This is a genomic window from Micromonospora sp. NPDC048935, assembly GCF_043197875.1.
In the GTDB taxonomy this organism is placed as follows: domain Bacteria; phylum Actinomycetota; class Actinomycetes; order Mycobacteriales; family Micromonosporaceae; genus Micromonospora.
Genome location: NZ_JBICTZ010000005.1, coordinates 173,595 through 194,123, shown reverse-complemented (window position 1 = coordinate 194,123; position 20,529 = coordinate 173,595). Strand labels below are relative to the sequence as shown.

16 protein-coding genes and 1 pseudogene are annotated in these 20,529 nt (G+C 72.4%); 7 read left to right on the top strand and 10 right to left on the bottom strand.

Going from position 1 to position 20,529, the window contains the following annotated elements:
• Window positions 1-6 precede the first annotated feature (6 nt).
• Complete coding sequence (locus tag ACGFIW_RS16550; RefSeq protein WP_393315762.1) at window positions 7-4,362, top strand: hypothetical protein; 4,356 nt, start codon at window positions 7-9, stop codon at window positions 4,360-4,362.
• Between the two features lie 68 nt (window positions 4,363-4,430).
• On the opposite strand, the gene ACGFIW_RS16545 is transcribed toward ACGFIW_RS16550, so the two are convergent.
• The gene (locus ACGFIW_RS16545; protein ID WP_393315759.1) at window positions 4,431-5,594 is read right to left on the bottom strand and encodes an FAD-dependent oxidoreductase; all 1,164 of its coding nucleotides are present in this window, start codon (window positions 5,592-5,594) and stop codon (window positions 4,431-4,433) included.
• A 66-nt stretch (window positions 5,595-5,660) separates the two neighbouring features.
• Between ACGFIW_RS16545 and ACGFIW_RS16540 the strand changes: the two genes are divergently transcribed.
• Both ACGFIW_RS16540 and ACGFIW_RS16535 read left to right on the top strand, forming a co-directional pair.
• Entirely contained in the window at window positions 5,661-6,290 is a 630-nt protein-coding gene (locus tag ACGFIW_RS16540) for a TetR/AcrR family transcriptional regulator (RefSeq protein WP_393315756.1), read from the top strand.
• 161 nt (window positions 6,291-6,451) lie between these two features.
• Window positions 6,452-7,576 carry an aromatic acid exporter family protein gene (locus tag ACGFIW_RS16535; RefSeq protein WP_393316465.1) on the top strand — a complete coding sequence of 375 codons (1,125 nt, stop codon included), beginning with the start codon at window positions 6,452-6,454 and terminating at the stop codon, window positions 7,574-7,576.
• Window positions 7,577-7,660: 84 nt separating this feature from the next.
• On the opposite strand, the pseudogene ACGFIW_RS16530 reads toward ACGFIW_RS16535, so the two are convergent.
• A pseudogene (locus ACGFIW_RS16530) lies at window positions 7,661-8,167 on the bottom strand (alpha/beta hydrolase); the annotation flags it as partial.
• Between the two features lie 201 nt (window positions 8,168-8,368).
• Entirely contained in the window at window positions 8,369-9,358 is a 990-nt protein-coding gene (locus ACGFIW_RS16525; RefSeq protein ID WP_393315753.1) for a LacI family DNA-binding transcriptional regulator, read from the bottom strand.
• A gap of 161 nt (window positions 9,359-9,519) precedes the next feature.
• On the opposite strand from ACGFIW_RS16525, the gene ACGFIW_RS16520 reads away from it, so the two are divergent.
• Both ACGFIW_RS16520 and ACGFIW_RS16515 read left to right on the top strand, forming a co-directional pair.
• Window positions 9,520-10,779, top strand: coding sequence for an MFS transporter (locus ACGFIW_RS16520; protein ID WP_393315750.1), 1,260 nt, complete (start codon window positions 9,520-9,522; stop codon window positions 10,777-10,779).
• A gap of 73 nt (window positions 10,780-10,852) precedes the next feature.
• Window positions 10,853-11,749, top strand: a complete 897-nt coding sequence (locus ACGFIW_RS16515; protein ID WP_393315747.1) for an aldo/keto reductase — start codon at window positions 10,853-10,855, stop codon at window positions 11,747-11,749.
• A gap of 48 nt (window positions 11,750-11,797) precedes the next feature.
• Here the strand turns inward: ACGFIW_RS16515 and ileS are convergent, their stop codons facing one another.
• From ileS to ACGFIW_RS16490, 5 genes are all read right to left on the bottom strand, one after another.
• On the bottom strand, window positions 11,798-14,944 hold the full coding sequence (ileS, locus tag ACGFIW_RS16510; RefSeq protein WP_393315744.1) for an isoleucine--tRNA ligase: 3,147 nt from the start codon (window positions 14,942-14,944) through the stop codon (window positions 11,798-11,800).
• Window positions 14,945-15,223: 279 nt separating this feature from the next.
• Window positions 15,224-15,916, bottom strand: coding sequence for a hypothetical protein (locus tag ACGFIW_RS16505; RefSeq protein WP_393315742.1), 693 nt, complete (start codon window positions 15,914-15,916; stop codon window positions 15,224-15,226).
• The gene (locus tag ACGFIW_RS16500; RefSeq protein ID WP_393315739.1) at window positions 15,913-16,449 is read right to left on the bottom strand and encodes a hypothetical protein; all 537 of its coding nucleotides are present in this window, start codon (window positions 16,447-16,449) and stop codon (window positions 15,913-15,915) included. Before ACGFIW_RS16500 ends, ACGFIW_RS16505 begins: the two co-directional genes overlap by 4 nt.
• Before the next feature lie 65 nt (window positions 16,450-16,514).
• Window positions 16,515-17,225, bottom strand: coding sequence for a hypothetical protein (locus ACGFIW_RS16495; RefSeq protein ID WP_393315736.1), 711 nt, complete (start codon window positions 17,223-17,225; stop codon window positions 16,515-16,517).
• The gene (locus ACGFIW_RS16490) at window positions 17,218-17,799 is read right to left on the bottom strand and encodes an RNA polymerase sigma factor (protein WP_393315733.1); all 582 of its coding nucleotides are present in this window, start codon (window positions 17,797-17,799) and stop codon (window positions 17,218-17,220) included. Before ACGFIW_RS16490 ends, ACGFIW_RS16495 begins: the two co-directional genes overlap by 8 nt.
• Before the next feature lie 118 nt (window positions 17,800-17,917).
• On the opposite strand from ACGFIW_RS16490, the gene ACGFIW_RS16485 reads away from it, so the two are divergent.
• Window positions 17,918-18,253 carry a hypothetical protein gene (locus ACGFIW_RS16485; protein WP_393315730.1) on the top strand — a complete coding sequence of 112 codons (336 nt, stop codon included), beginning with the start codon at window positions 17,918-17,920 and terminating at the stop codon, window positions 18,251-18,253.
• Between the two features lie 121 nt (window positions 18,254-18,374).
• Here the strand turns inward: ACGFIW_RS16485 and ACGFIW_RS16480 are convergent, their stop codons facing one another.
• Both ACGFIW_RS16480 and ACGFIW_RS16475 read right to left on the bottom strand, forming a co-directional pair.
• Entirely contained in the window at window positions 18,375-19,187 is an 813-nt protein-coding gene (locus tag ACGFIW_RS16480) for an inositol monophosphatase family protein (protein ID WP_393315725.1), read from the bottom strand.
• Window positions 19,184-20,077 (bottom strand): DUF5919 domain-containing protein, encoded by an 894-nt coding sequence (locus ACGFIW_RS16475; RefSeq protein ID WP_393315722.1) that lies wholly within the window; start codon window positions 20,075-20,077, stop codon window positions 19,184-19,186. The genes ACGFIW_RS16480 and ACGFIW_RS16475 overlap by 4 nt, the downstream gene beginning before the upstream one ends.
• Window positions 20,078-20,231: 154 nt before the next feature.
• Between ACGFIW_RS16475 and ACGFIW_RS16470 the strand changes: the two genes are divergently transcribed.
• Complete coding sequence (locus ACGFIW_RS16470) at window positions 20,232-20,507, top strand: hypothetical protein (RefSeq protein WP_393315719.1); 276 nt, start codon at window positions 20,232-20,234, stop codon at window positions 20,505-20,507.
• The last annotated feature ends 22 nt before the right edge of the window (window positions 20,508-20,529 follow it).

The following is a 20,529-nucleotide window of genomic DNA, read 5'->3' as shown; positions in this document are numbered from 1 at the left end:
GTTGGCGTGCACATCCGTCGTAGTCGCCAGGTGCGGGCGCTCACAGCCCTGGCCGTCGCCACACTGCTCGGCCCGTCGGCCACCCCGGCCCAGGCGCGGCCCGGTGCCGTACCCCCGCCAGCCGGACGGCCGGCCTCCACGCCGAACGTCCCCGAGCGGGACCGGGCCGCGGTGCTGGGCGCCGGATGGCGCGGCTCCACCGACCGCGCCGTGGTCGGCTCCGGCGACGCGGACGGGTTCCACCTCCTCGTCGCCGACGCCGCCCAGGGGTACGGCTGGTCGACGCTGGCCACCCTCTCCGAACCGGGACTGGACACCGACCGGTGGATCGGCAACGTCTGTGTGACCGGCTCCGGCCGGAGCGCGGTGGTCGTCTACGCGCCGCGGACCTTCACCAACCGGGCGGACCTGTTCGACCGGGGCGGGTTCACCGCCGTGGTCGACCTCCACACCGGAGCGGTGCGCAAACTACCTGTCACCTCCAGCCTCGCCTACTTCAATCCTGGCTGCGGGGCGGGGGAGAAGGCCGTCCTCACCCAGGCCGGCGGCGACGAACTGGACCGGACCCGGCTGATCGAGGTCGACACGGTCACCTCCGCGCTCGGCACCCCCGTCGAGGTCCCCGGCGAACTGACGTCGCCGGTACCGACAGCGGGCGGGATCGTCGCCGCCGACGCGGGGGCGGTGGTCCGGGTGGACGGCGCGGGACGTCGCCGGGTGCTGACCGCCGCCACCGGTGTTCCGTTCCGCCTCGCCGCCGACGCGGACGGCGGTGTGGTGTTCATGGAACGCGCCGGTACGGACCGGGTCCTGGTGCGGCGGGCTCCGACCCGTGGGGTGATGGCCGGGCGGGCGGTCGCCGCGACGCTGGCGACCGGCCGCCTCACCGACCTGAACGTGACAAGTGGCCGCGGCGGGCGGGTGTTCGTCGCCGGCGTCGGCAAGCTCGACCGGGGACTGCGGGCCGACACCGGCGTTCCCAGCGTGTCCCTGGTGGACGTGCCGGCCGGCGCCCAGCTCTCCCTCTCCGGCGAACTCGCGATCACCTCGGTGCTGCCGGCCGGTACCGCGAGCGCCGAGGCCGGATCGGCCGGGCAGGCCACGCTGACCCCCGAGACGGATTCGACCCGACCGGGCCACCCACCGGGGCGGCAACCGTTGACGATCGCGGCGACGTCGCTCACCACCGGCCGCGCCGCAGGCTTCCTCGTGTCGCCCCAAGAGCCGGCCGCCGGCCGGACAGCCGACACGGGCCGGCAGCTCAGCCCAGCGGTGCGGACCTCGGCGTCGCCGGCATCCCGACGGTTGGCGGGCGACCCGAACGATCCGGGCGCTCTCGCCGAACGGGTGTGCGCGGTTGCGCGTAACGACCCCGCGAACCAGGCGGTGCAACCGAGGCCCCGGCAGGTGGAGTGGGCCGTCGACCAGGCCGTCCGGCACACGTTGACGGTGCAGCGACAGGCCAACTGGAAGAACCTGGGCATGCCGGCGTACACCCCGCAGGGGCTCTTTCCGCCGGTGCCGCTGGTCGGGGGTGGTTACGTGCCCGCCCAGGTGATGCTCGGGGTGGCGGCGCAGGAGTCCAACCTGTGGCAGGCGCCGCGCTTCGTCGTACCGGGCGTGACGGCGAATCCGCTCATCGGGAACTACTTCGGCGTCGACATCTACAACAGCGACGGCTCCGACGACTGGACGATCAACTGGTCCGAGGCCGACTGCGGCTACGGCGTGACGCAGGTGACCGACGGCATGCGCCTGGCCGGGCGGGAACGACCGGGGGAGACCGCGCTGCCTTATCAGAAGCAGCGGGCGGTGGCGCTCGACTTCGCCGCCAACATCGCGGCCGGGCTGCGAATCCTTCAGGAGAAGTGGAACCAGGTCAGGTCCGCCGGAATGACACTCAACAACGGCGACCCGGCCAAGCTCGAAAACTGGTTCTACGCCGTGTGGGCGTACAACTCGGGCTTCTACCCGGACAAGGGCGACGGGTCGCCCTGGGGGCTCGGCTGGGCGAACAACCCGGCCAACCCGCGCTACCCCGCGAACCGCACCGCGTTCCTGGACGTGTCCTACGCCGACGCCGCGCATCCACAGCACTGGCCGTACCCGGAGAAGATCATGGGCTGGGCCGGTCACCCGGTGGAGGTCCTGGACGCGCCGAACACCCTGGTCTCCGGATTCCGCCCCGCCTGGTGGAACGGCACCGCGACGACCGCCCCGCAGAACCGCACCGCGGTGAAGCCGCCGGTGACCCAGTTCTGTAACGCCTCCAACCAGTGCCAACCCGGGCAGGCGTACCCGCCGGACGCCCCGGACGTCATCGGTGAGCCGGCGGGGCCCTGCGCCCACCGGGACAGCGCCGGACGGATCGACCTGCGCTGCTGGTACCACCAGTCCAGCACCTGGAAGGCCGACTGCTCGTACAGTTGCGGCAACGAACTGCTGCGCTTCGACCCCGGGTACGCGTACCAGGAGGACGGTACGGCCTATCCGCCGAAGTGCACCCTGGACGGGCTGCCGGCGAACGCGCGGATCGTCGACGACGTGCCGGACGGGACACCCGCGGTCCGGCCCAACTGCGGGCGTCCGTGGAACAACGCGGGCACGTTCAGCCTCACCTTTCCGGCGGACGCCGCCGGCCAGTATCCCGGCAAGATAGACACCCATCAGCTCGGCGGCGGATTCGGCGGGCACTTCTGGTTCACCCACACCAGGACCGCCGACGACGAGGACGGCAAGCTCGCCGTCACGGCGAAGTGGCGGCTCAGCACCTCGCACAACGGGCCGATGCGGATCATGGTCGCGTTACCGGACCACGGCGCGCACACCGCCCAGGCGCGGTACACCATCCGGACCGCGCAGGGGAACCGCACCCGGACGCTCAAGCAGCAGGGCAGCGCCAACCGGTGGGTTCCGCTGGGCACCTATCTGTTCAACGGCGTACCCGAGGTGACCCTGAGCTCGGTCACCCCGGACGGCGACGGCAGCGACAACATCGCCTTCGACGCGGTGGCCTTCGTGCCGGTCAGCGGCACCTACCGCGAGGAGTCCATCGAGGCGGTCGCCGTCTTCGACGAGAACCAGAACATCGACGTGTCCGCCCCGGCCTCCTGGATCTCCGGTCCGATGGCGGGCCAACAGGCGCTCTACGACTGGGCGTTGGATCGCAGCGGCGACATCCTGGCCCTGCCGATCTGCTCGACGCCGCCGCACGGACAGTGCGTGACCACGCAACTGCGCCAGTTCGCCCAGAACTGGCGGGACGAGGTGCTGGCGGCCGGGACCGACCCGGTGAACCACCCGCCCGGCAAGAGCGCCGGTGACTGGCTCGGAATCGCCCAGCCGTACACCGATCGGCCGACGAGCAGTCAACGACCTGCCCACTTCGACGACGACGACCGGTTCAAGAATCGGGTGAAGGCGACGGTCTCGTTCGTCGTCGGTCCGGACGGCTTCGTGATCCCGGGCAGCGAGTCCGCGACGTACGAGCATCGCACCGGTAACACTCACCTGCCGCGGTTCGTCAGGGACCTGTTCGAGTCGATGCGGCACAGCTTCGGGATCCAGCCACCTAATCTGCAGTACACGTTGCCGGACCTCAACGCCCATGACGGCGGCCTGACGACGGCGAATCCGGCCGTCGACGGGAAACTGCCCGGCCGGGCCTACGCCTTCGCCGGCCGAGCGCCCGCTCTGGTCGACGCCACCGGCGCGCGCTCGGACACGCAGGCAACCTGCGTCGTCGCCCTCACCATCGGCGGCGGGTCGATCGGCTACCGGCCGATGCTCGGCACGTCCGGGCCTCCGGCGGCGATGGCCGACTGGGTGGGGCAGATCAACGCCCATCCGGTCGCCGCGCAGTCGGTCCGGGACCTCGCCGACGACATCCGGCGACTCTTCTTCGACGCGGGTCTCGCACCGGGCGCCGACGCGAGCAGCTTTGTCCACGCGCCCCCGATCTGGCAGGAACTGCACTTCAAGGCGTGCGCGAACGGCACGATGCAGCGGATCGAAAACCTACCGCTGCTGCGGTCGAGTTGGATGCCGGATCAGTACCTGTACCGCAACGGCTCCGCCATCAACCACAACGGGGAGTACTCGGCCAGCAGCCTTCCGGTCACCCGCGGCAACTTCCAGATGTTCAGCGTGCTTCCCGACCTGCCGGGCAACCCCTGGTCACCCAGCCCGTTCGGCCAGTGCAACGAAATGACCGGCCAGTCCGGGAACCCCTGGGACATGTCCCCGTTCCCGTCTCTGGAGCAGCCGATCCCGGCACCTCCTGCCGCGAACCCGGACCGGGCGCATTTCTGCCTCAACACGACGTTGCCCAGCGATCCCGGGCACAGCAGTTACGGAGGCTGACGGACGGGTTTCGGGGGCCTCTCCGGGAAGCTACCGGCATCCCGAAGAGGCGTGGCGACCCCGGAGCGCTAGTCGGTCGGGGGTCGCCAGTCCGCGTACCGGGCCATGCTCCGCAGCATGGCCCGGGCCGGGATGAGGCGCAACGCGGTGGTGCGCGCCGCGAAGGCGATCGGGTTGTGTAGCTGCTGTCCGAGCCGCCCGGCGACGTGGGAGGCCCGGGCGACGGACTGACTGCGCGCTCGGCGCTGCCTGTCGTACGCGGCCAGGGCGGCGGGCACCCCCTCGGCACCATCGGCGCAGACCGCGCCGAGCACCACCGCGTCCTCGATAGCCTGCCCGGCGCCCTGCCCGAGGTTGGGTGTCATCGGGTGGGCGGCGTCGCCCAGCAGCGCCACCCGTCCCCGTACGTACGAGGGCAGTGGGACGGCCAGGTGGTGGACGTCGTTGCGCAGGACGACGTCGGGTGGGGTCGCCGCGAGGAGCGCCGGGATGGGGGCGTGCCAGTCGCCGAAGTGCTCCCGCAGGACCGCCAGCTCGTCGGGGGCGTGGCCGCCCGGCGGGGCGTTCAGTGCGCCGTACCAGTAGAGCTGGCCGTCGCCGATCGGCACCATGCCGAACTCGGCTCCCGGTCCCCAGGTGATCGCGGCCGGGATCGGGTGCGGGAACGCGATGGCCGCCCGCCACGTCGTCGACCCGGCGTACACCGGGCCGGGGTGTCGCGGCCAGAGCTGGGCGCGGACCCGGCTGCGCAGGCCGTCGGCACCGACCACCAGGTCGGCGTGGAGGGCGTGCGGGCCGTCGGGCCCCCGGTAGCGCACCTCGGCGTGGTCCGGGCCGGACCCGACGTGTTCCACCTCGGCGTTGGTACGCAGCGAGGAGGCCGGCAGGGCCTCGCGCAGGGTGCGGTGCAGCGTGGCCCGGTGCACGCCGAGCGCCGTGGTGCCGAGCTGCCGGATCATCTCCGCGGCGTCCACCCGGGACAGCCACCGCCCGTGCCGGTCACGGATGCCGCCGGGTGCCTCGCCGTGGCCACCCCGGCGCAGCGCCGGGCCGATGCCGAGGGCGTCCAGCCCGCGCACCGCGTTGGCCATCAGGCTCAGGCCGGCACCCACCTCGCGCAGCTCGGCGGCGCGCTCCAGCACGGTGATCCGCCACCCGCGCCGGTGCAGGGCGAGAGCCGCGCTCAACCCGCCGATCCCGCCGCCCACCACGACCGCGTGTGGTTCGTTCATGTCGACCACCCTTCTACATCTGTAGAAGAGCGATACTACCTGCGGACCCAGGGAAGAAGGAGTGCCATGACGGCGCGGGCGAAACGGATCGCGACGCTCACCGACGCGGCCATCGAGTTGATCGCCGACGGCGGCATGCGGGCGCTGACCCACCGTGCGGTCGACGGCCGCGCCGGGATGCCGCCCGGCACCACCTCCGCGTACCTGCGCACCCGACAGGCGTTGATCGAGGCCGTGGTGGGCCGGCTCGCCGAACGGGACCGGGCCGACCTGGCACGGCACGACCTGCCGACCGGCCCGCCACCCCCGACAGCCGCCCCCCGACTCGACGGGAACGATCTCGACGACCTCGCGGCCGGCGTCGCCGAGGTGCTCGACCGCTGGTTGACCACCGGGCGCAGCCGGGCCCTGGCCCGCTACGCCTGCCTGCTGGAGGCGGTGCACCGGCCCGAGCTGCGCGGCATCCTGCAACACGGCACCGGTCTGCGGGTGCAGGCCCGGGACCTGCTCACCCGGGCCGGGGCCGCCGACCCCGATCGGCAGGGCGACCAGTTCGTCGCGTTCGTGGACGGCCTGCTCTTCGACAGGTTGGTCGGCGCGGGCGCGCTCAGTGCCCCGCAGCCCGGAAGCGCGGCCAGCCGTGCCGACCTGGGCGCCGCCGTTCGTACGCTGCTGCGCGCCCTCACCGGGAGCTGACCCGCCGTCCCGGTCGGCGACCGGGCCCCGGCGCCCCAGCACCCGCGACTCCGGCACCTCGGGCGCGACGCGGAGCAGCCCGGTGAGCAGGGCCGTCACGTGATGGGAGACGATCGCCTCCGGGCGCCGTGGGCTGGTGGCACGGGGAGAAGAGGGTGGCGATGGTGCGGTTCAGTGGCCTGCGGACGGCCGGTGGGCGGCTGCGGCACGGTTGGCGGCCGGTGCTGGAGGCGACAGTCGCGGCGACCGTGGCGTGGCTGCTGGCCACCCGGCTGCTCGGGCACCCGCAGCCCTTCTTCGCACCCGCCGCCGCGCTGATCGTTCTCGGTCAGGCTCGCGGTCAACGGATCCGCCGGCCCGTCGAGGTCGTGCTCGGGGTCGCCGCCGGGGTGCTCGTCGCAGACCTGGTGGTGCAGGCACTCGGCCCGGGCAGCACCTGGACGGTCGGCACCGTCATCCTGCTCACCGTCCTCCTCGCGGTGGCCTTCGGCGCCACCGGCGTGACACTGGTACAGGCCGCGGTCTCCGCGCTCTACCTGGTGGTGGTCGCCCCGCCGGACGGGTCGTTGGTGCCGTTCCGCTTCGTCGACGCGCTTGTCGGCGGCGCGGTCGCGCTCGCGGCCAGCCTGCTCGTCGACGCCCGGCACCCCCTCGCGCCGCTGGTCGCCGAGGTGCGGCGGACCTTCGACGACCTCGCCGGGCTGCTGGTCGAGATCGCCGGCGCGCTGGACCAGCGCGACGAGGCCGCCGCGGTCGCCGCGCTGGCGCAGGCCCGGGGAATGGACGCCCGGGTGGACGGCCTGCGCGACGGCGTGTTGGCCGCCGGTGAGGCACTGCGGCTCAACGTACGCCGACGTCGCCACATCGGCCGGCTGCGGTCGGCGGACGAGTCGATCCGACAGATCGACTACGCGGTCCGCAACGTCCGGGTGCTGGCCCGCGCGGGCGTGACGCTCCGCCGGCTGCACACCCCGGCGCCGCCCGAGCTGGGCGCCGCGCTGCGATCGCTGGCCGAGGCCGTCCGCCAGGCCGGTGCCGCCCTCGCCGCCGACCTCGACGGCCAGGACGAGACCGCCGACCGGCACGCCACCCGCGCCGACGAGGCGGCGTTGGCCGCCGTGCACACGGCCGGGCAGCTCTTCGGCTCCACGCAGACCCTCCCCCTAGCGATGATCATCGGTCAGGTCCGGGCCACGGCCATCGACCTGCTGCGGGGTGTCAACCCGGAGGACGACGCCGCCGTCCTCGCCCGCGTCGACGAAGCCCTCGGCCTGCCCGCCGTCTGACGCCGGCACGGGGACGCCCGAAGCGTGGGCCGCAGCGGTGAGCCATCCGGTGGCGCGGTCGCGAACCGGTGCGGGGATCTCGTGGCCGCCGGGGAACTCCTCGTAGGTGACGTCGTAGCCGAGGCCGCGCAGGTGGGGAACGAGACGGCGGCTGCACACGTCGACGGGCAGCACCCGGTCGTCGACACCGTGCGAGACGAACAGCCGTGGTCGGCCGTGGGTGGTCGGGGGCGCGGCGAAACCGGGGGAGAAGGCCACCACCGCCTCGACCAGGTCCCCGTTGGCAAGGCCCAGCGACAGCGCGTAGGAGGCGCCGTCGGAAAAGCCACCGAAAACCACCTCGCGTACCGGGTAGCTGTCGAAGACGGTCGTCAACAGCCCGTCGACACGCGTCACGTCCGCGCCGAAGCCACCGGCGATCAGGTCCCAACTGGCCGCCGACGACTGTGGCGCCACCAGCAGCAGGTGGTGCGCGTCCGCGACGGGCAGCAGCAGGTCCAGGCCCTGCCGCGCCGAGCCGCCCGCACCGTGCAGGAGCAGCACCAGCCGGTACGCGGACCCGTCGGTCGCCGGCCGTGGGGCGTACGCCATCGCGAGCCGTTCGCCGTCGCGGCCGGTCATCGGCACCAGCCCGGTGGGCCCCGACGTCACTGGTGGGTGGGGACGCGCGGTCAACCGCCCGAGCCGGGGATCCCGGCGCGGCTGCGCGGAGTCGGACACGGCCTGCGCTCCTCGCGGTCGGCGGAAGGTCCGACGCGGTTACCCGGCCCGCCGGGGGTTAACCGTCGGGGCTCAGGTGCTGGACCGGGCCACCAGGGTGGACGGGAAGAGGGCCACCGGGTTGGCCGGACGCCCGTCCAGCAGGGCGGTGGCCGCGGCGGCGGCGATCCGCCCCACCGGATGGCTCGCGGTGGTCAGCGCCGGTGCGGTCATCCCGGCCAGCGGAATGTCGTCGAAGCCGGCCACCGCCACGTCGCCCGGCACCTGCACACCGGCGTCACGCAGGCCGGCGATCACCCCGAGGGCACTGTCATCGTTGATCGCGTAGATCGCGTCGACGTCCGGCCACTGCCGCAGCGCCACGCCGGCCGCCGCCCGACCGCGCGCCGCCGTGAAGTCCCCGGGCAACACCCGCTCCGGCAGGCCCGCCTGGTGCATGAGTCGGCGGTACGTCTGCACGGGGCGCTGCGCGCAGGGCAGCCACCGAGGACCGGTCAGCATGGCGATCCGGCGGCGACCCGTGGCGTACAGGTGGCGCAGCACCGCCTCGGAGCCGGCGGCGTTGTCGACGTCGAACGCCGGCACGGTCGCCGAGCCGACGCCGATCGAGACCACCCGACCGCGCAGCGACGCCGGCACCGCCGCCAGCAGGTCCTCGGTGGTGTTGACCAGGATCACCCCGCAGACGGTGCGATCCTCGCCGAGTTGGTGCAGGCCACGGGTGTCGCCCAGCGGCAGCCAGTGCAACGCCACCCCGACGCCGGCGGGCGTGCACACCCGGGCGGCCGACCCGACCACCTGATGCAGGTACGGATCGTCCAGCACCGCCGCGCTGGTGCCCGTGACGGCCACGACCAGACGGACGCCGCCGCCGCGGACCAGCGCCCGGGCGGCCGGGTTCGGCACGTAGCCGAGCTTGTCGACGGCGGCCGCGACCTGTTCCCGGGCGGCCGGCGACGCGAACCCGCTGCCGGCGATCACCCGCGACGCGGTGGACCGCGAGACCCCGGCGATCCGGGCGACGTCCTCCAGCGTGGCCGGTCGCTGTGCCGCTGTCGTCATCGTCGCCTCCCCGCGCCGGCCCGTCCGGTCGGACAAACGCCTGCTCACATCATGCCCCGGGCGGTCCACCGCCGGTAAGGGGCGGTGCCCGGTTGCGGTGGTAGCGCTCTCAGGTGTGCGATCGTGCCAGGAGATCACCCTGAGGAAGAGGACCTGACCCCGTGAGCGCCCCCACCAGCAGACCCGTATCCCCGGACACCGCACCGCCCTCGCGGGCGGTGCTGATCGCCCGCAACGGTGTCGCCGTCACCTTCACTCTCAACGGGCTGGCCGTCGGTAGCTGGTTCTCCCGCGTGCCGGCGGTCCGTGAGGCGCTGGACCTCTCCGCCGGCCGGCTCGGGCTGCTGCTGCTGGCGATGAGCGTCGGCGCGCTGCTCGCCATGCCCACCTCCGGCCTGCTCGCCCAGCGACTCGGCGCGGCCCGCACCGTGACCCTGGCCACCGTGCTGGTCGCGGTCGGCCTGACCGTGGCCGGGCTGGGTGCCACGCTGGCCGGGTCGTTCGTCGTCGTCGCCGTGGGTCTGGCCGCCCTCGGCTACGGCTCCGGCGCCTGCGACGTGGCGATGAACATCGAGGGCGCGGCGGTGGAACGACGACTCGGGCGCACGATCATGCCCCGTTTCCACGCCGGGTGGAGCCTCGGTTCGGTGGCCGGAGCGGGGCTCGGTGCCGGCGCGGCCCGCTTCGACGTGTCGGTCGGCGTACACCTCGCCGCCGTCGCGGTGGTCGTGTTGACCGGCACCGCGCTCGCCGCCCGGACGTTCCTGCCCGCCGCCGGCGACCACTCCGGCGACCCGGCGGACGCCACCCCGGCCGGCCGCCGCCGGGCGCAGCTCGCCGCCTGGCGGGAGCCGCGCACCCTGCTGATCGGGCTGTTCGTGCTGGTGGCGGCGTTCACCGAGGGCGCGGCCAACGACTGGCTCGCCGTCGCGTTCGTGGATGGACGGGACCTGAGCGAGGCGGCCGGCGCCGCGGTCTTCGGTGTCTTCGTCGTGGGCATGACCGCCGGGCGCACGGCGGGTACCGTCGCGTTGGACCGGTGGGGTCGGGTCCCGGTGCTCAGCGCCACCATCGGGCTCGCCGTGGTCGGTGCCGGCCTGGCCGTGCTGGCCGGGCCGGGGCCGCTGGCCATCGTCGGCGTCGCGCTGTGGGGCCTCGGTGCGTCGCTGGGCTTCCCGGTCGGGATGAGCGCGGCCGCCGACGAGGAGGCCCACGCGGCGGTGCGGGTGAGTGTGGTCGCGGTGATCGGCTACACCGCGTTCCTGGGCGGGCCGCCGCTGCTGGGGCTGCTCGGCGACCAGGTCGGCACGCTGCGCGCGCTGCTGGTGGTGCCGTTGCTGCTGCTGCCGACCCTGCTGCTGGTGCCGGTGCTGCGTGCCCCGCACACCGCCGGGCAGGCTCCGCCAGTACACAAAAACTAGCCCACCACGCCGGCGGGCGGTATCGGGTGCGCGGCCGACTGCGCCGCGTACCCGCGCTGGTTAGGGTCGCCGGATGCCAATCGACGAGATCACCGCCGCCGCCGCGGGCAGCTGGACCCTTGGTGACCGCACCGTGCGCCGGATGGGCTTCGGCTCCATGCGGATCACCGCCAACCCCGACCCGGACCAGGCCGTGGCCCTGCTGCGCCGCGCCGTGGAGTTGGGCGTCGACCACATCGACACGGCCGCGTTCTACGTCTCGCCCGGCGGAACCCTGCGGGTCGGCACCGGCCCGGCCCGCTACGCCACCGAGCTGATCCGCGCGGCGCTCGCCCCGTACCCGGACGACCTGGTGATCGCCACCAAGGTCGGCTTCGGGTACGACCCGGAGGCCGGCTTCACCGAGGCGCTCACCCCTGCGCAGTTGCGCGAACAGGTCGAGGAGAACCTGCGTCGACTCGGCCGCGACCAGCTCGACGTGGTGAACCTTCGCCTCGGCCGGGGCCCCGGCGCGGTGCCGCTCGTCGACCGGTTCGGTGCCCTGGCCGAGTTGCGCGCCGCCGGGCTGATCCGACACCTCGGGCTCTCCAACGCCCGGCCCGGGCAACTGGACGAGGTGGCCGGCATCGCGCCGGTGGTCTGCGTGCAGAACAACTACGGGGTGGACGCCTACCGGGAGCAGGACGAGTTCGTCCGGCTCTGCGGTGCGCGGGGGATCGCCTACGTGCCGTTCTTCGCGGTGGCCGGCACCGGTCGGGAGAAGGGCGCGAGCGCCGCGCAGAGCGAGGCCGTGGAGGCCGTCGCCCGCGCCCACGGCGTCACACCGCAGCAGGTACGCCTGGCCTGGACGCTGCACCAGGGCCCGCACGTGCTCGCCATCCCCGGCACCGCGAACCCGGACCACCTGGCGCAGAACGTGGCGGCCGGAGCGCTCCGCCTGACCCCGCAGGACCTGGCCCAGCTCGGTTGAGCGCCCACCGTGCCGAGGCGCACGGTGGGCATCCGACCTCCCACCCGGTCAGGCCCGCACGACGTGCACGACGATCTCCTGGCCGTCGCCCACGGTGCCGGCGAACCCCTCCGACAACGCGCTGACCACCGTCAGCGTGCGCGCGAGGGTCTCGTGTGCGATGAGCACCTGATGCGTGGCGATCGCCGCCGCGACGTCGGTGGGCGCGGCGATCGCCACCGTGATCCGGTCGGCGACCTCGAAGTCGGCGTCGCGGCGGGCCTGCTGGACGAGGCGTACGACGTCGCGTGCGACGCCCTCGGCCGCCAGCTCGGGGGTGATCTCGGTGTCCAGCGCGATCGTCACCCCGCGCTGGGACTCCACGACCCAACCGGTGCGCGGCACCTCCGTGACCAGGATGTCGTCCAGGCCCACCTCGACCTGGGCACCGTCGACCGACAGCGGGAACGTCCCGTTCGCCCGGACACCGTCGACCAACTCCCGGGGGGCCATGGCGGCGACGGCCTTCGCGACGTGCTGGGTGCGGTTGCCGAACCGGCGGCCCAGGGTCCGGAAGTTCGGTTTCACCTGCACGTCGACGACCCCGCTCTGGGGATCGAGTGGCTGGAGGACCTTGACGTTCAACTCGTCGCCGATGTCGTCGAGCAACGCCTGCGGGAGCACGGTGCCGGCCGGCAGTCCCACAAGCGCCCGGCTCAACGGCTGACGGATCCGCAGACTGCTCGTCTTACGCGCCGACCGGCCCGCTTCGGCCACCGCCCGCGCCGTGGCCACCTGGGCCGACAACTCCGTGTCGATCAGGCTGGCGTCGGGTGTGGGCCAGGTCGCCAGGTGCACCGACTCCGGCGCCGAGGCGTTACCGCGCCGGACGACCTGCTGCCACACCTCCTCCGTGACGAAGGGAACGAACGGCGCGAGCAGCCGGGTGAGGACGTCGAGGCACTCGTACAGAGTGGCCAGCGCGTCGGGGTCGCCCTCCCAGAAACGCTGCCGCGACCGCCGGACGTACCAGTTCGACAGGTCGTCGATGACGTCGGCGAGCAGGCGGCCGGCGCGGGCCGTGTCGTAGTTGCGCATCCGGTCGTCCACGGCGGCGGCGAGGGCGTGGACCTCGCCGACGATCCACCGGTCCAGCACCGGTCGTCGGGCGACCGGCTGCCCCAGGTGCGGTGCCCACGTGGAGTTCGTCGCGTAGAGGGAGAAGAACGCCGCGGTGTTCCAGTAGGTCATCAACACCTTGCGGACGATCTCGTCGAGTGGGCCGGGCCCGATCCGGCGCGGCGACCACGGCGAGCCGGAGCAGGCCATGAACCAGCGCACCGCGTCGGCGCCGTGCGTGTCCATCAACGGGATGGGCAGCAGGATGTTGCCCAGGTGCTTGCTCATCTTGCGGCCGTCCTCGGCCAGGATGTGCCCGAGGCAGACGACGTTCTCGTACGGGGACCTGTCGAAGACCAGGGTGCCCACCGCCATCAGCGTGTAGAACCAGCCCCGGGTCTGGTCGATCGCCTCGCAGATGTACTGGGCCGGGTAGCTGCGCTCGAAGACCTCCCCGCTGCCCGGCACGTGGGGGTAGCCCAACGACGCGAACGGCATCGCCCCGGAGTCGTACCAGGCGTCGATCACCTCGGGGACCCGGGTCGCGACCTTGCCGCAGTCCGGGCAGGCGAAGGTGATCTCGTCGACGTACGGGCGGTGTGGATCCAACTCGGACAGGTCGGCGCCGGCCAGCTCGCCGAGCTCACGGCGGGAGCCGACGGCTGTCACGTGGTTGTCCGGGCAGCGCCACAGCGGCAGCGGGGTGCCCCAGTACCGGGAGCGGGACACCGCCCAGTCGATGTTGTTCTTCAGCCAGTCGCCGTAGCGGCCGTGTTTGATGTGCTCCGGGAACCAGGTCGTGTTCTCGTTCTCCCGGGTCAGCTCGTCGCGTACGGCGGTGGTCCGGATGTACCAGGACGGCTGCGCGTAGTACATCAGCGGGGTGTGGCACCGCCAGCAGTGCGGGTAGGGGTGCTCGAACGGCTCGTGCCGGAACAACCGACCGGAGGTCCGGAGTCGGTCGATGAGCAACGCGTCGGCGTCCTTGAAGAACACCCCTCCGACCAGGTCGATGCCGTCGTCGAACCGCCCGTTGGGGGCGACCGGGTTGACCAGCGGCAACCCGTAGGCGCGGCAGACGGCGAGGTCGTCCGCGCCGAAGGCCGGTGCCTGGTGTACCAGGCCGGTGCCGTCCTCGGTCGTGACGTAGTCCGCGAGGACCACCCGGTGCGCGTCCGGGATGTCCACCAGGTCGAACGGCCGCTCGTAGCGCAACCCCTCCAGGGCCGACCCCGGCACCGTGGCCAGGATCTCCGCCTCGTCACCGAGGACCCGCCGGGTCAGCGGTTCGGCGACGACGAACGTGCCCCGCCCGGTGCGGGCCAGGGTGTACGTCACCGTGGGATGGACGGCGACGGCGGTGTTGGACACCAGGGTCCACGGGGTGGTGGTCCAGATCAGCAGCTCGACACCGGTGTGGCCGGCGACCGCACCCCGCACCGGGAAACGCACGTACACCGACGGGTCGGTGACCGTCTCGTACCCCTGGGCCACCTCGTGGTCGGACAGGGTCGTGCCGTCGCGGGTGCAGTACGGCGCGACCCGGAAATCCTCCACCAGGCGCCCGCTGTCGTGGATCCGCTTCAGTGACCACCAGACACTGTCCACGTACTCCGGTGACATCGTCTGGTACGGGTGCTCCAGGTCGATCCAGTAACCCATCCGCTCGCTGAGCTGGACGAACTCGTCCACGTGCCGCAGCACCGAGGCGCGGCACCGGGCGTTGAACTCGGCGACGCCCATCCTCTCGATGTCGGGTTTGCCGCCGAGCCCCAGCTCCTTCTCCACCGCGAGCTCGACCGGCAGGCCGTGACAGTCCCACCCGGCGCGGCGGGGCACCGAGAAGCCCCGCATCGTCCGGTAGCGGGGAAAGAGGTCCTTGAAGACCCGTGCCTCGATGTGGTGGGTGCCGGGTGTGCCGTTGGCGGTCGGCGGTCCCTCGTAGAACACCCACGGCGTGCCGTCGGCGGTCTGCTCCAGGCTCCGGTTGAACACGTCGTTGGCCTGCCACCACTCGATGACCCTACGGTCCAGCGCACCAAAGTCGATCTTGGTGGGCAGTGGCACGAATGGTGACCTCGATGGGCCGTCCGTCATCGACGCTCTCCCTGCACTCCACATCCGCTGGCGCGGGCATCAACGCACTGCCCACGCGGGGACGAAGTGTCGGGCGTATGGCCAGGACTCCGCGGTACCACCCCGCTTGCGCCCCGATGGTGCGGGCGCCGCTCCATTTCCACGACGTGACGTGCCGCGACGTCCGGTTCTACCGGGGCGGTCGAGCTGCCCGTTCTTCCGGAGGCTCCCCGGTGATGGCCGGATCGGTGCCGATGTCGTCCAGCATAGCCGTCCGTGCGCGGAGCCCGTGGCCGAGGACTAGGCGTGCAGCCAGACGCGCAGCGGGCCGGTGGTGGTGAAGCCGGCGGCGAGGGCCGGCGCCAGGTCCGGGATGGTTTCGTAGCCGACAAGCGGCGCGCCGGGCACGGTGGCGCACACCGCGCGCCAGATGTCGCGGGCGCGGTCGGTGCGGGAGAACAGGTTGGAGACGCCGTACGGACCGCCGCCGCTGAGCACCGCACCGCCGGTGAGCACACCCCGATCGTCGTGGCGGGCGAGCACCCGGACCCGGGGGTCGGCCAGCAGCGTGGGGCGGAACAGCTCCCCGCCGCCGTGGGCCGCCGCCCAGGCCGCCAGGTCGTCGGGGGTGGTGACCGGGGTGAGCGGTTCGCCGGCCACCGGCGGAACCGGTGACCGGTGAATCCACCGCGCGTCGAAGAGCACCCGGAACCCGTACCCGGACAGGTCGACGTCGGCGAAGCTGTCCTTCACCGACGCGCCAGGCCCGGCGTCGATCCGGGCCAGCAGGGCCTCGGCGTCGACGCCCGGCCGCAGGGTGACCGCGTCCGGGTACCACGGCGGCGAGCGGTGGGGGACCGACCAGGCGTCGGCATCGGTACGACCGGCCAGCCCGTGGCTGCCGCAGACGATGTCGCACCACTCGGCGTTGTTGCGGGCCGCGGCCGCCCGCGCGTCCTCGTGCACGCCCGGCAGCCCAGGGTGCGCGGTCACGGGGCGTAGACCAGGTCGATCGTGTCGGTGTGCCCGGACCAGCGCAGGTCGAGATGCCAGCACCCGGCCCGCGGCATGTCGATGATCGACGGACCGGGACCGCCGGCGACCTCCCGGGTCACCCTGGTGTCGGTGCCGTCCAGCGTCGCGGTGATCACCAGGGTCGCCGGTGCCGACGGATCGGGCGAGGTCGTGGCGGCGCGGGCCACCCACAGGATCTTGTTGTTCGACCCGTCCTCGCGGACCTGGCGCAGTGGATGGGCGAACAGCACCGCCACGATGTCACCGGTCTTGCCGAAGACGTGCGGGACCTGGCTGCCCCCGTGGAACCCGGCGTCCGCCCAGTCGGGCAGCGACGTCGTCTCGACCGGCGAATGACAGCCCGTCGCGGCGCTCGTGCTCGTCGTGCTCGTCGCGCTCGCGGCGCTCGTCGCGCTGGCGCTCGGCGCGGCCGATCCGCCGCTGGCCGTGGTCGTGCACCCCGCCAGCAGAACCACAGAGGCCGCCAGCAGCGACCTGCCCCATGAACCCATCTCGACCCCTCCGGAACGCGTCGACGACTCGTATCTTCAGGACACCTGTCGCGCCCGTCCGGTTCCTAGTGCAGTGAACGGGCGATCTCGATCGCCTCGGCCTGGGTGAGGGCGCCCTCGATCCGGTAGCTCACGTCGGCGTCCTGCCAGATCAGGGTCGAGGCGGCCAGCCGGGCGCTCTCCTGGCGGACATTCCCCGCCCGGTCCACGTACGACAGGATGTGCGGGCCGTCGACCCACACGGCGAAGTCGCCGTTGACCTCGACCCACTCCGCTCCCGGCGGGGTGACCTCCTTGTGGAAGGACAGGTTGAGGCGACCGTCGAACGCGTCCACGCGCAACGCGCCGCCGTCGTAGAGCAACGTCGCCACCCGGCAGGTGCCCGTGGCGTCGGGGTCGGCGACCAGCACCCGTTCGGGCGGCCCCAGCTTCGCCGGCAGGCGGATCGGGAACCGCACCGCCCGCTGTGCCTCCTCCAGGCCGGCGGCGTGCTGCCCCGGCAACGGCGGGGCAGCACCGCTGGGCAGCGTCGTCGCGGGCGAGGTGGCGATGCTGACGCCGGCGAAGCGCAGCAGCCCCGTGACGGCGTCGGCGACGGCGGCCCGGGTCGGCGGCAACACCGCCACGACCAGCGCGGCGAGCGCCGCCGCGGCGAACGGGCGCCACCGGCGCACGGGCCGGTGCAGCCGTACGCGGACGCGGGCGCGCACGTCGGGCGGCTCGGGCGTGTCCAGCCAGGCGGACAGGTCGCGCAGCTCCCGTTCGAGGTCACCCATGCCGGACCTCCTCCCGGTCGAGCAGGCCGCGAAGCTTCGCCAGCGCCCGGGACGTGCGCGACTTCACCGTGCCCCGGGGCCAGCCCAGCGTCGCCACCGTCTCCTCCTCGCTGAGGTCGAGGAAGAACCGGCAGACGATCACCTCGCGGTCGCGTACCGGCAGTTGACGCAGGGCCTGCACCAGCGCGGCGCGGCGCTCCCCGGCGAGGACCGCGCCGACCGCCCCGTCCTCGGTGATCTCCGACATCGGGTCCGCTGCCGCCGCCCGCAGGACGAGTCCGTCCCGCCGGCCCCGGGAGCGGTGCAGGTTGCGGGTCTCGTTGGCGACGATCGCGAGCAGCCACGACCGGAAGGACGACTCGCCCCGATAACGCGACAGCTTGCGGTACGCCTTCACAAACGCCTCCTGGATGACGTCCTCGGAGTCCGAGCCCGCGCCGAGCAGCACCGCCGTCCGGTACGCGGACGCGGTGTGCCGGGCGACCAGGAGGTCGTACGCCTCCAGGTCACCGGAGCGGGCGCGGGTGACGAGCGCGTCGTCGTCCAGGGGAACCTCCGTTCGGATCACACTCATGACACCGCCCACGCTCGGCGGGTTCCAGCCCTCGGTGGGTCAGTTGTCTCCCATCCGGCGTGCAGCGTATTGCCAGGAATCGGTGCTGCACTGGAGGGCGTCGAGGGAAGGGGTTGGCATGAGCTGGTTCAGTCGCCGGTCACGGGGTGCCGAGGCGACCCCGACGAAGCTGGACCGGGAGGCGACCCGGGACGATCTCGCCGCGCTGGAGGCGTTCGTCACGAGTCGGCGCGGGGTGGAGTTCTACCTGGAGCCGGAGACCACCGCGACGGACACGACAGTCGTGGCGATCGCCCACGACGGCGAGTGGATCCGTCGCCGTACCGGCACGCCCCGCGCGGCCGGGGCGATCGCCCGCAAGCACGCGGTGCCGCTGTACGAGGCGGGCCGCACCGGCTACCCGGAACGGATGCGGGTGTGGAACCGGGCCCATCCGGAGCGCCACGCCCGCTGACGCTCAGCCTCAGCCAACGGGGTCGATCATGGAGTCGTGGTGCCCAATTTAGCCACGGATGGTTGCTTTGTCGCCCACCACAACTCCATGATCGACGAGGCGCGACCATGCGAACGGGGCTTCAACCCTGGTCGGGTTCCGTGCGTTCGAGTGATCGCTGGACGAGCGTGAGGATGGACGGTAGGAGCAGGTCGTTGCCACCGATCGTGGCGACGGCGTGCACGCTGTGGGGGGTGCCGTCGAGGTCGACGACCAGGGCGCCCGCCTCGCGGGCGACCGCGACGCCCGCGACGGTGTCCCAGGGCTTGTTGCTGAGCATGATGAACGCGTCGATCCTGCCGTGAGCCAACCAGGCGAGGTCGATCGCGGCAGACCCGTGCATGCGGATCCGTTGGACGTGCCGGGTGAGCTGCTCGGTGATGGCGAGTCGTTCGGTGTTCTTCCCGCTGGCCCCGGTGCCGACCGCGTAGTCGCCGATGGCGACGACGGCATCCCTGAGGTCGGTGACCCGGCTGGCGTGGATGCGTCGATTGTTGGCGTAGGCCCCGTGTCCCTTGGCGGCGTGGTAGCGGGTGCCGAGGAACGGCAGGTCGATGACGCCGAGGACGGCGTCTGCGCCGTGCATGAGGCCGAGGGAGATCGCGCACAGGGGTGAGCCGTGGACGAAGTTGACAGTTCCGTCGACGGGATCGAGTGCCCAGGTCAGTGCGGTGGCGTCGCCACTGTCGCCGTACTCCTCGCCGAGGAAACCGATGTCGGGCGCCTTGGCGGCCAGATGCGCGCGGACCGCCCTCTCGATGGCGTAGTCCACCTCGGAAGCCATGTCGCGGTCACCCTTGAAGGTCAGCGCACCGGGCTGGAGCGTCCGCATCAGGTCGCGCGCCAGGTCGACGGCCTCCTGCGCGAGGGGGAGGAGGCGGGCGTAGTCGGTCATAGCTGGCGGCTGCGATCCCAGAGTGAGGTGAACATCTCGTCGAATATCGGGTAGAGGCCGGCGGGGCCCGCGCTGCGTTCGATGACCATCGTCGGACAGTCGACGCCCCGCATCCGCGGTAGGTAGTGCTGGACGACGCAGAGTCGGTCATCGATCAGGAGTACGTTGGCGCGAATGGACTCGTCGTAGACGCCGATGGACGGGTGGTCTCGGGCACCTGCGGGGAGCCTGTCACGAATGCGGCGGGCCAGATTCTGGATGTTGAGTTCGGTGAGCGCGCTGAGGTGGCCGTCCGGATAGTCGTCCTCACGCTCCTGCCGCCTGATCGCCTCGCCGGCGGGATCCAGGAAAAGGCAACGGAGGTGGGTGCCGGCGGCGAGGAGCTTCAGAAGGCGGTTGTCGGCGTACTGCTGGCAAATGAGGTTGAGTGACAGGCCGGACGCCCGGATGTCCCTGGCATGGTCGAAGAGGACGTGCGGCGGCAACTCCGCCACGAAATCTGACCGGCTGGAATAGATCGCGGTGACATCGGCGCACCGGTCCCGCGCCGCCCTCGCGACCTTCGGGCCACTGACGTTGCGTTCGGTCGGGTTTTGGTCGCGTTCGCCGAGCAGGAGCGTCATGCGTGCGTGACGTGGCATGGACAGGCCGGCGCAGATGCGGGTGAGGACGTCGATGCTGCTGACCCGGCGGGCGCCGCTGGTGATCTCGCTGACCTGCGCCTGACTGAGCCCGGTGGCGATGCCGAGGGTGGTTTGACTGGCGTGGGTTGTTCGCTGGACGAGGCGGAACACCTGAGCGATGTCCCGAGTGGCAAGGGCGTCGAGCATGTCGGAGGAATCCCACAGCAGGTCGGGAACGGTAAACGCTCCAGTCGTTCGGACGCTCACGCGCCGCTCCCTTCCCGCACCGGGGATGTGGGTCAGCATAGCCAGCGAACTGATGGCGGTGCCGGGACGACATCCGGAGGGTGGATGGAAGTTATCCGCCGAGGGATCACCCACTGTGATGGATGGCTGCGGTTAGGGTGAGCAGGGTCGTGGTGTGAGTCTTCGCTCCCGTCCGCACCTGCCCATGCGCCCCACCTGGCTGTGCCGCAACTGCGCCGCCGCGTGGCCGTGCTCCCGCGCGCAACTCGATCTCGTCGCCGAGTTCTATGGCCACTCGCTGGCGCTGGCCCTCTACCTGACGTCCTGCATGAACGAGGCGATCCACGACCTGTTCAGTCTTGGCGGTCGCCCCGACCTTGCCAAGATGCACACCCGTTTCCTCGGCTGGCTGTCGCTGACCCGCCGGCCGCGTCGCTTCGAGCACGAGTAACCCAGGGCTGACCGCGTGGGTG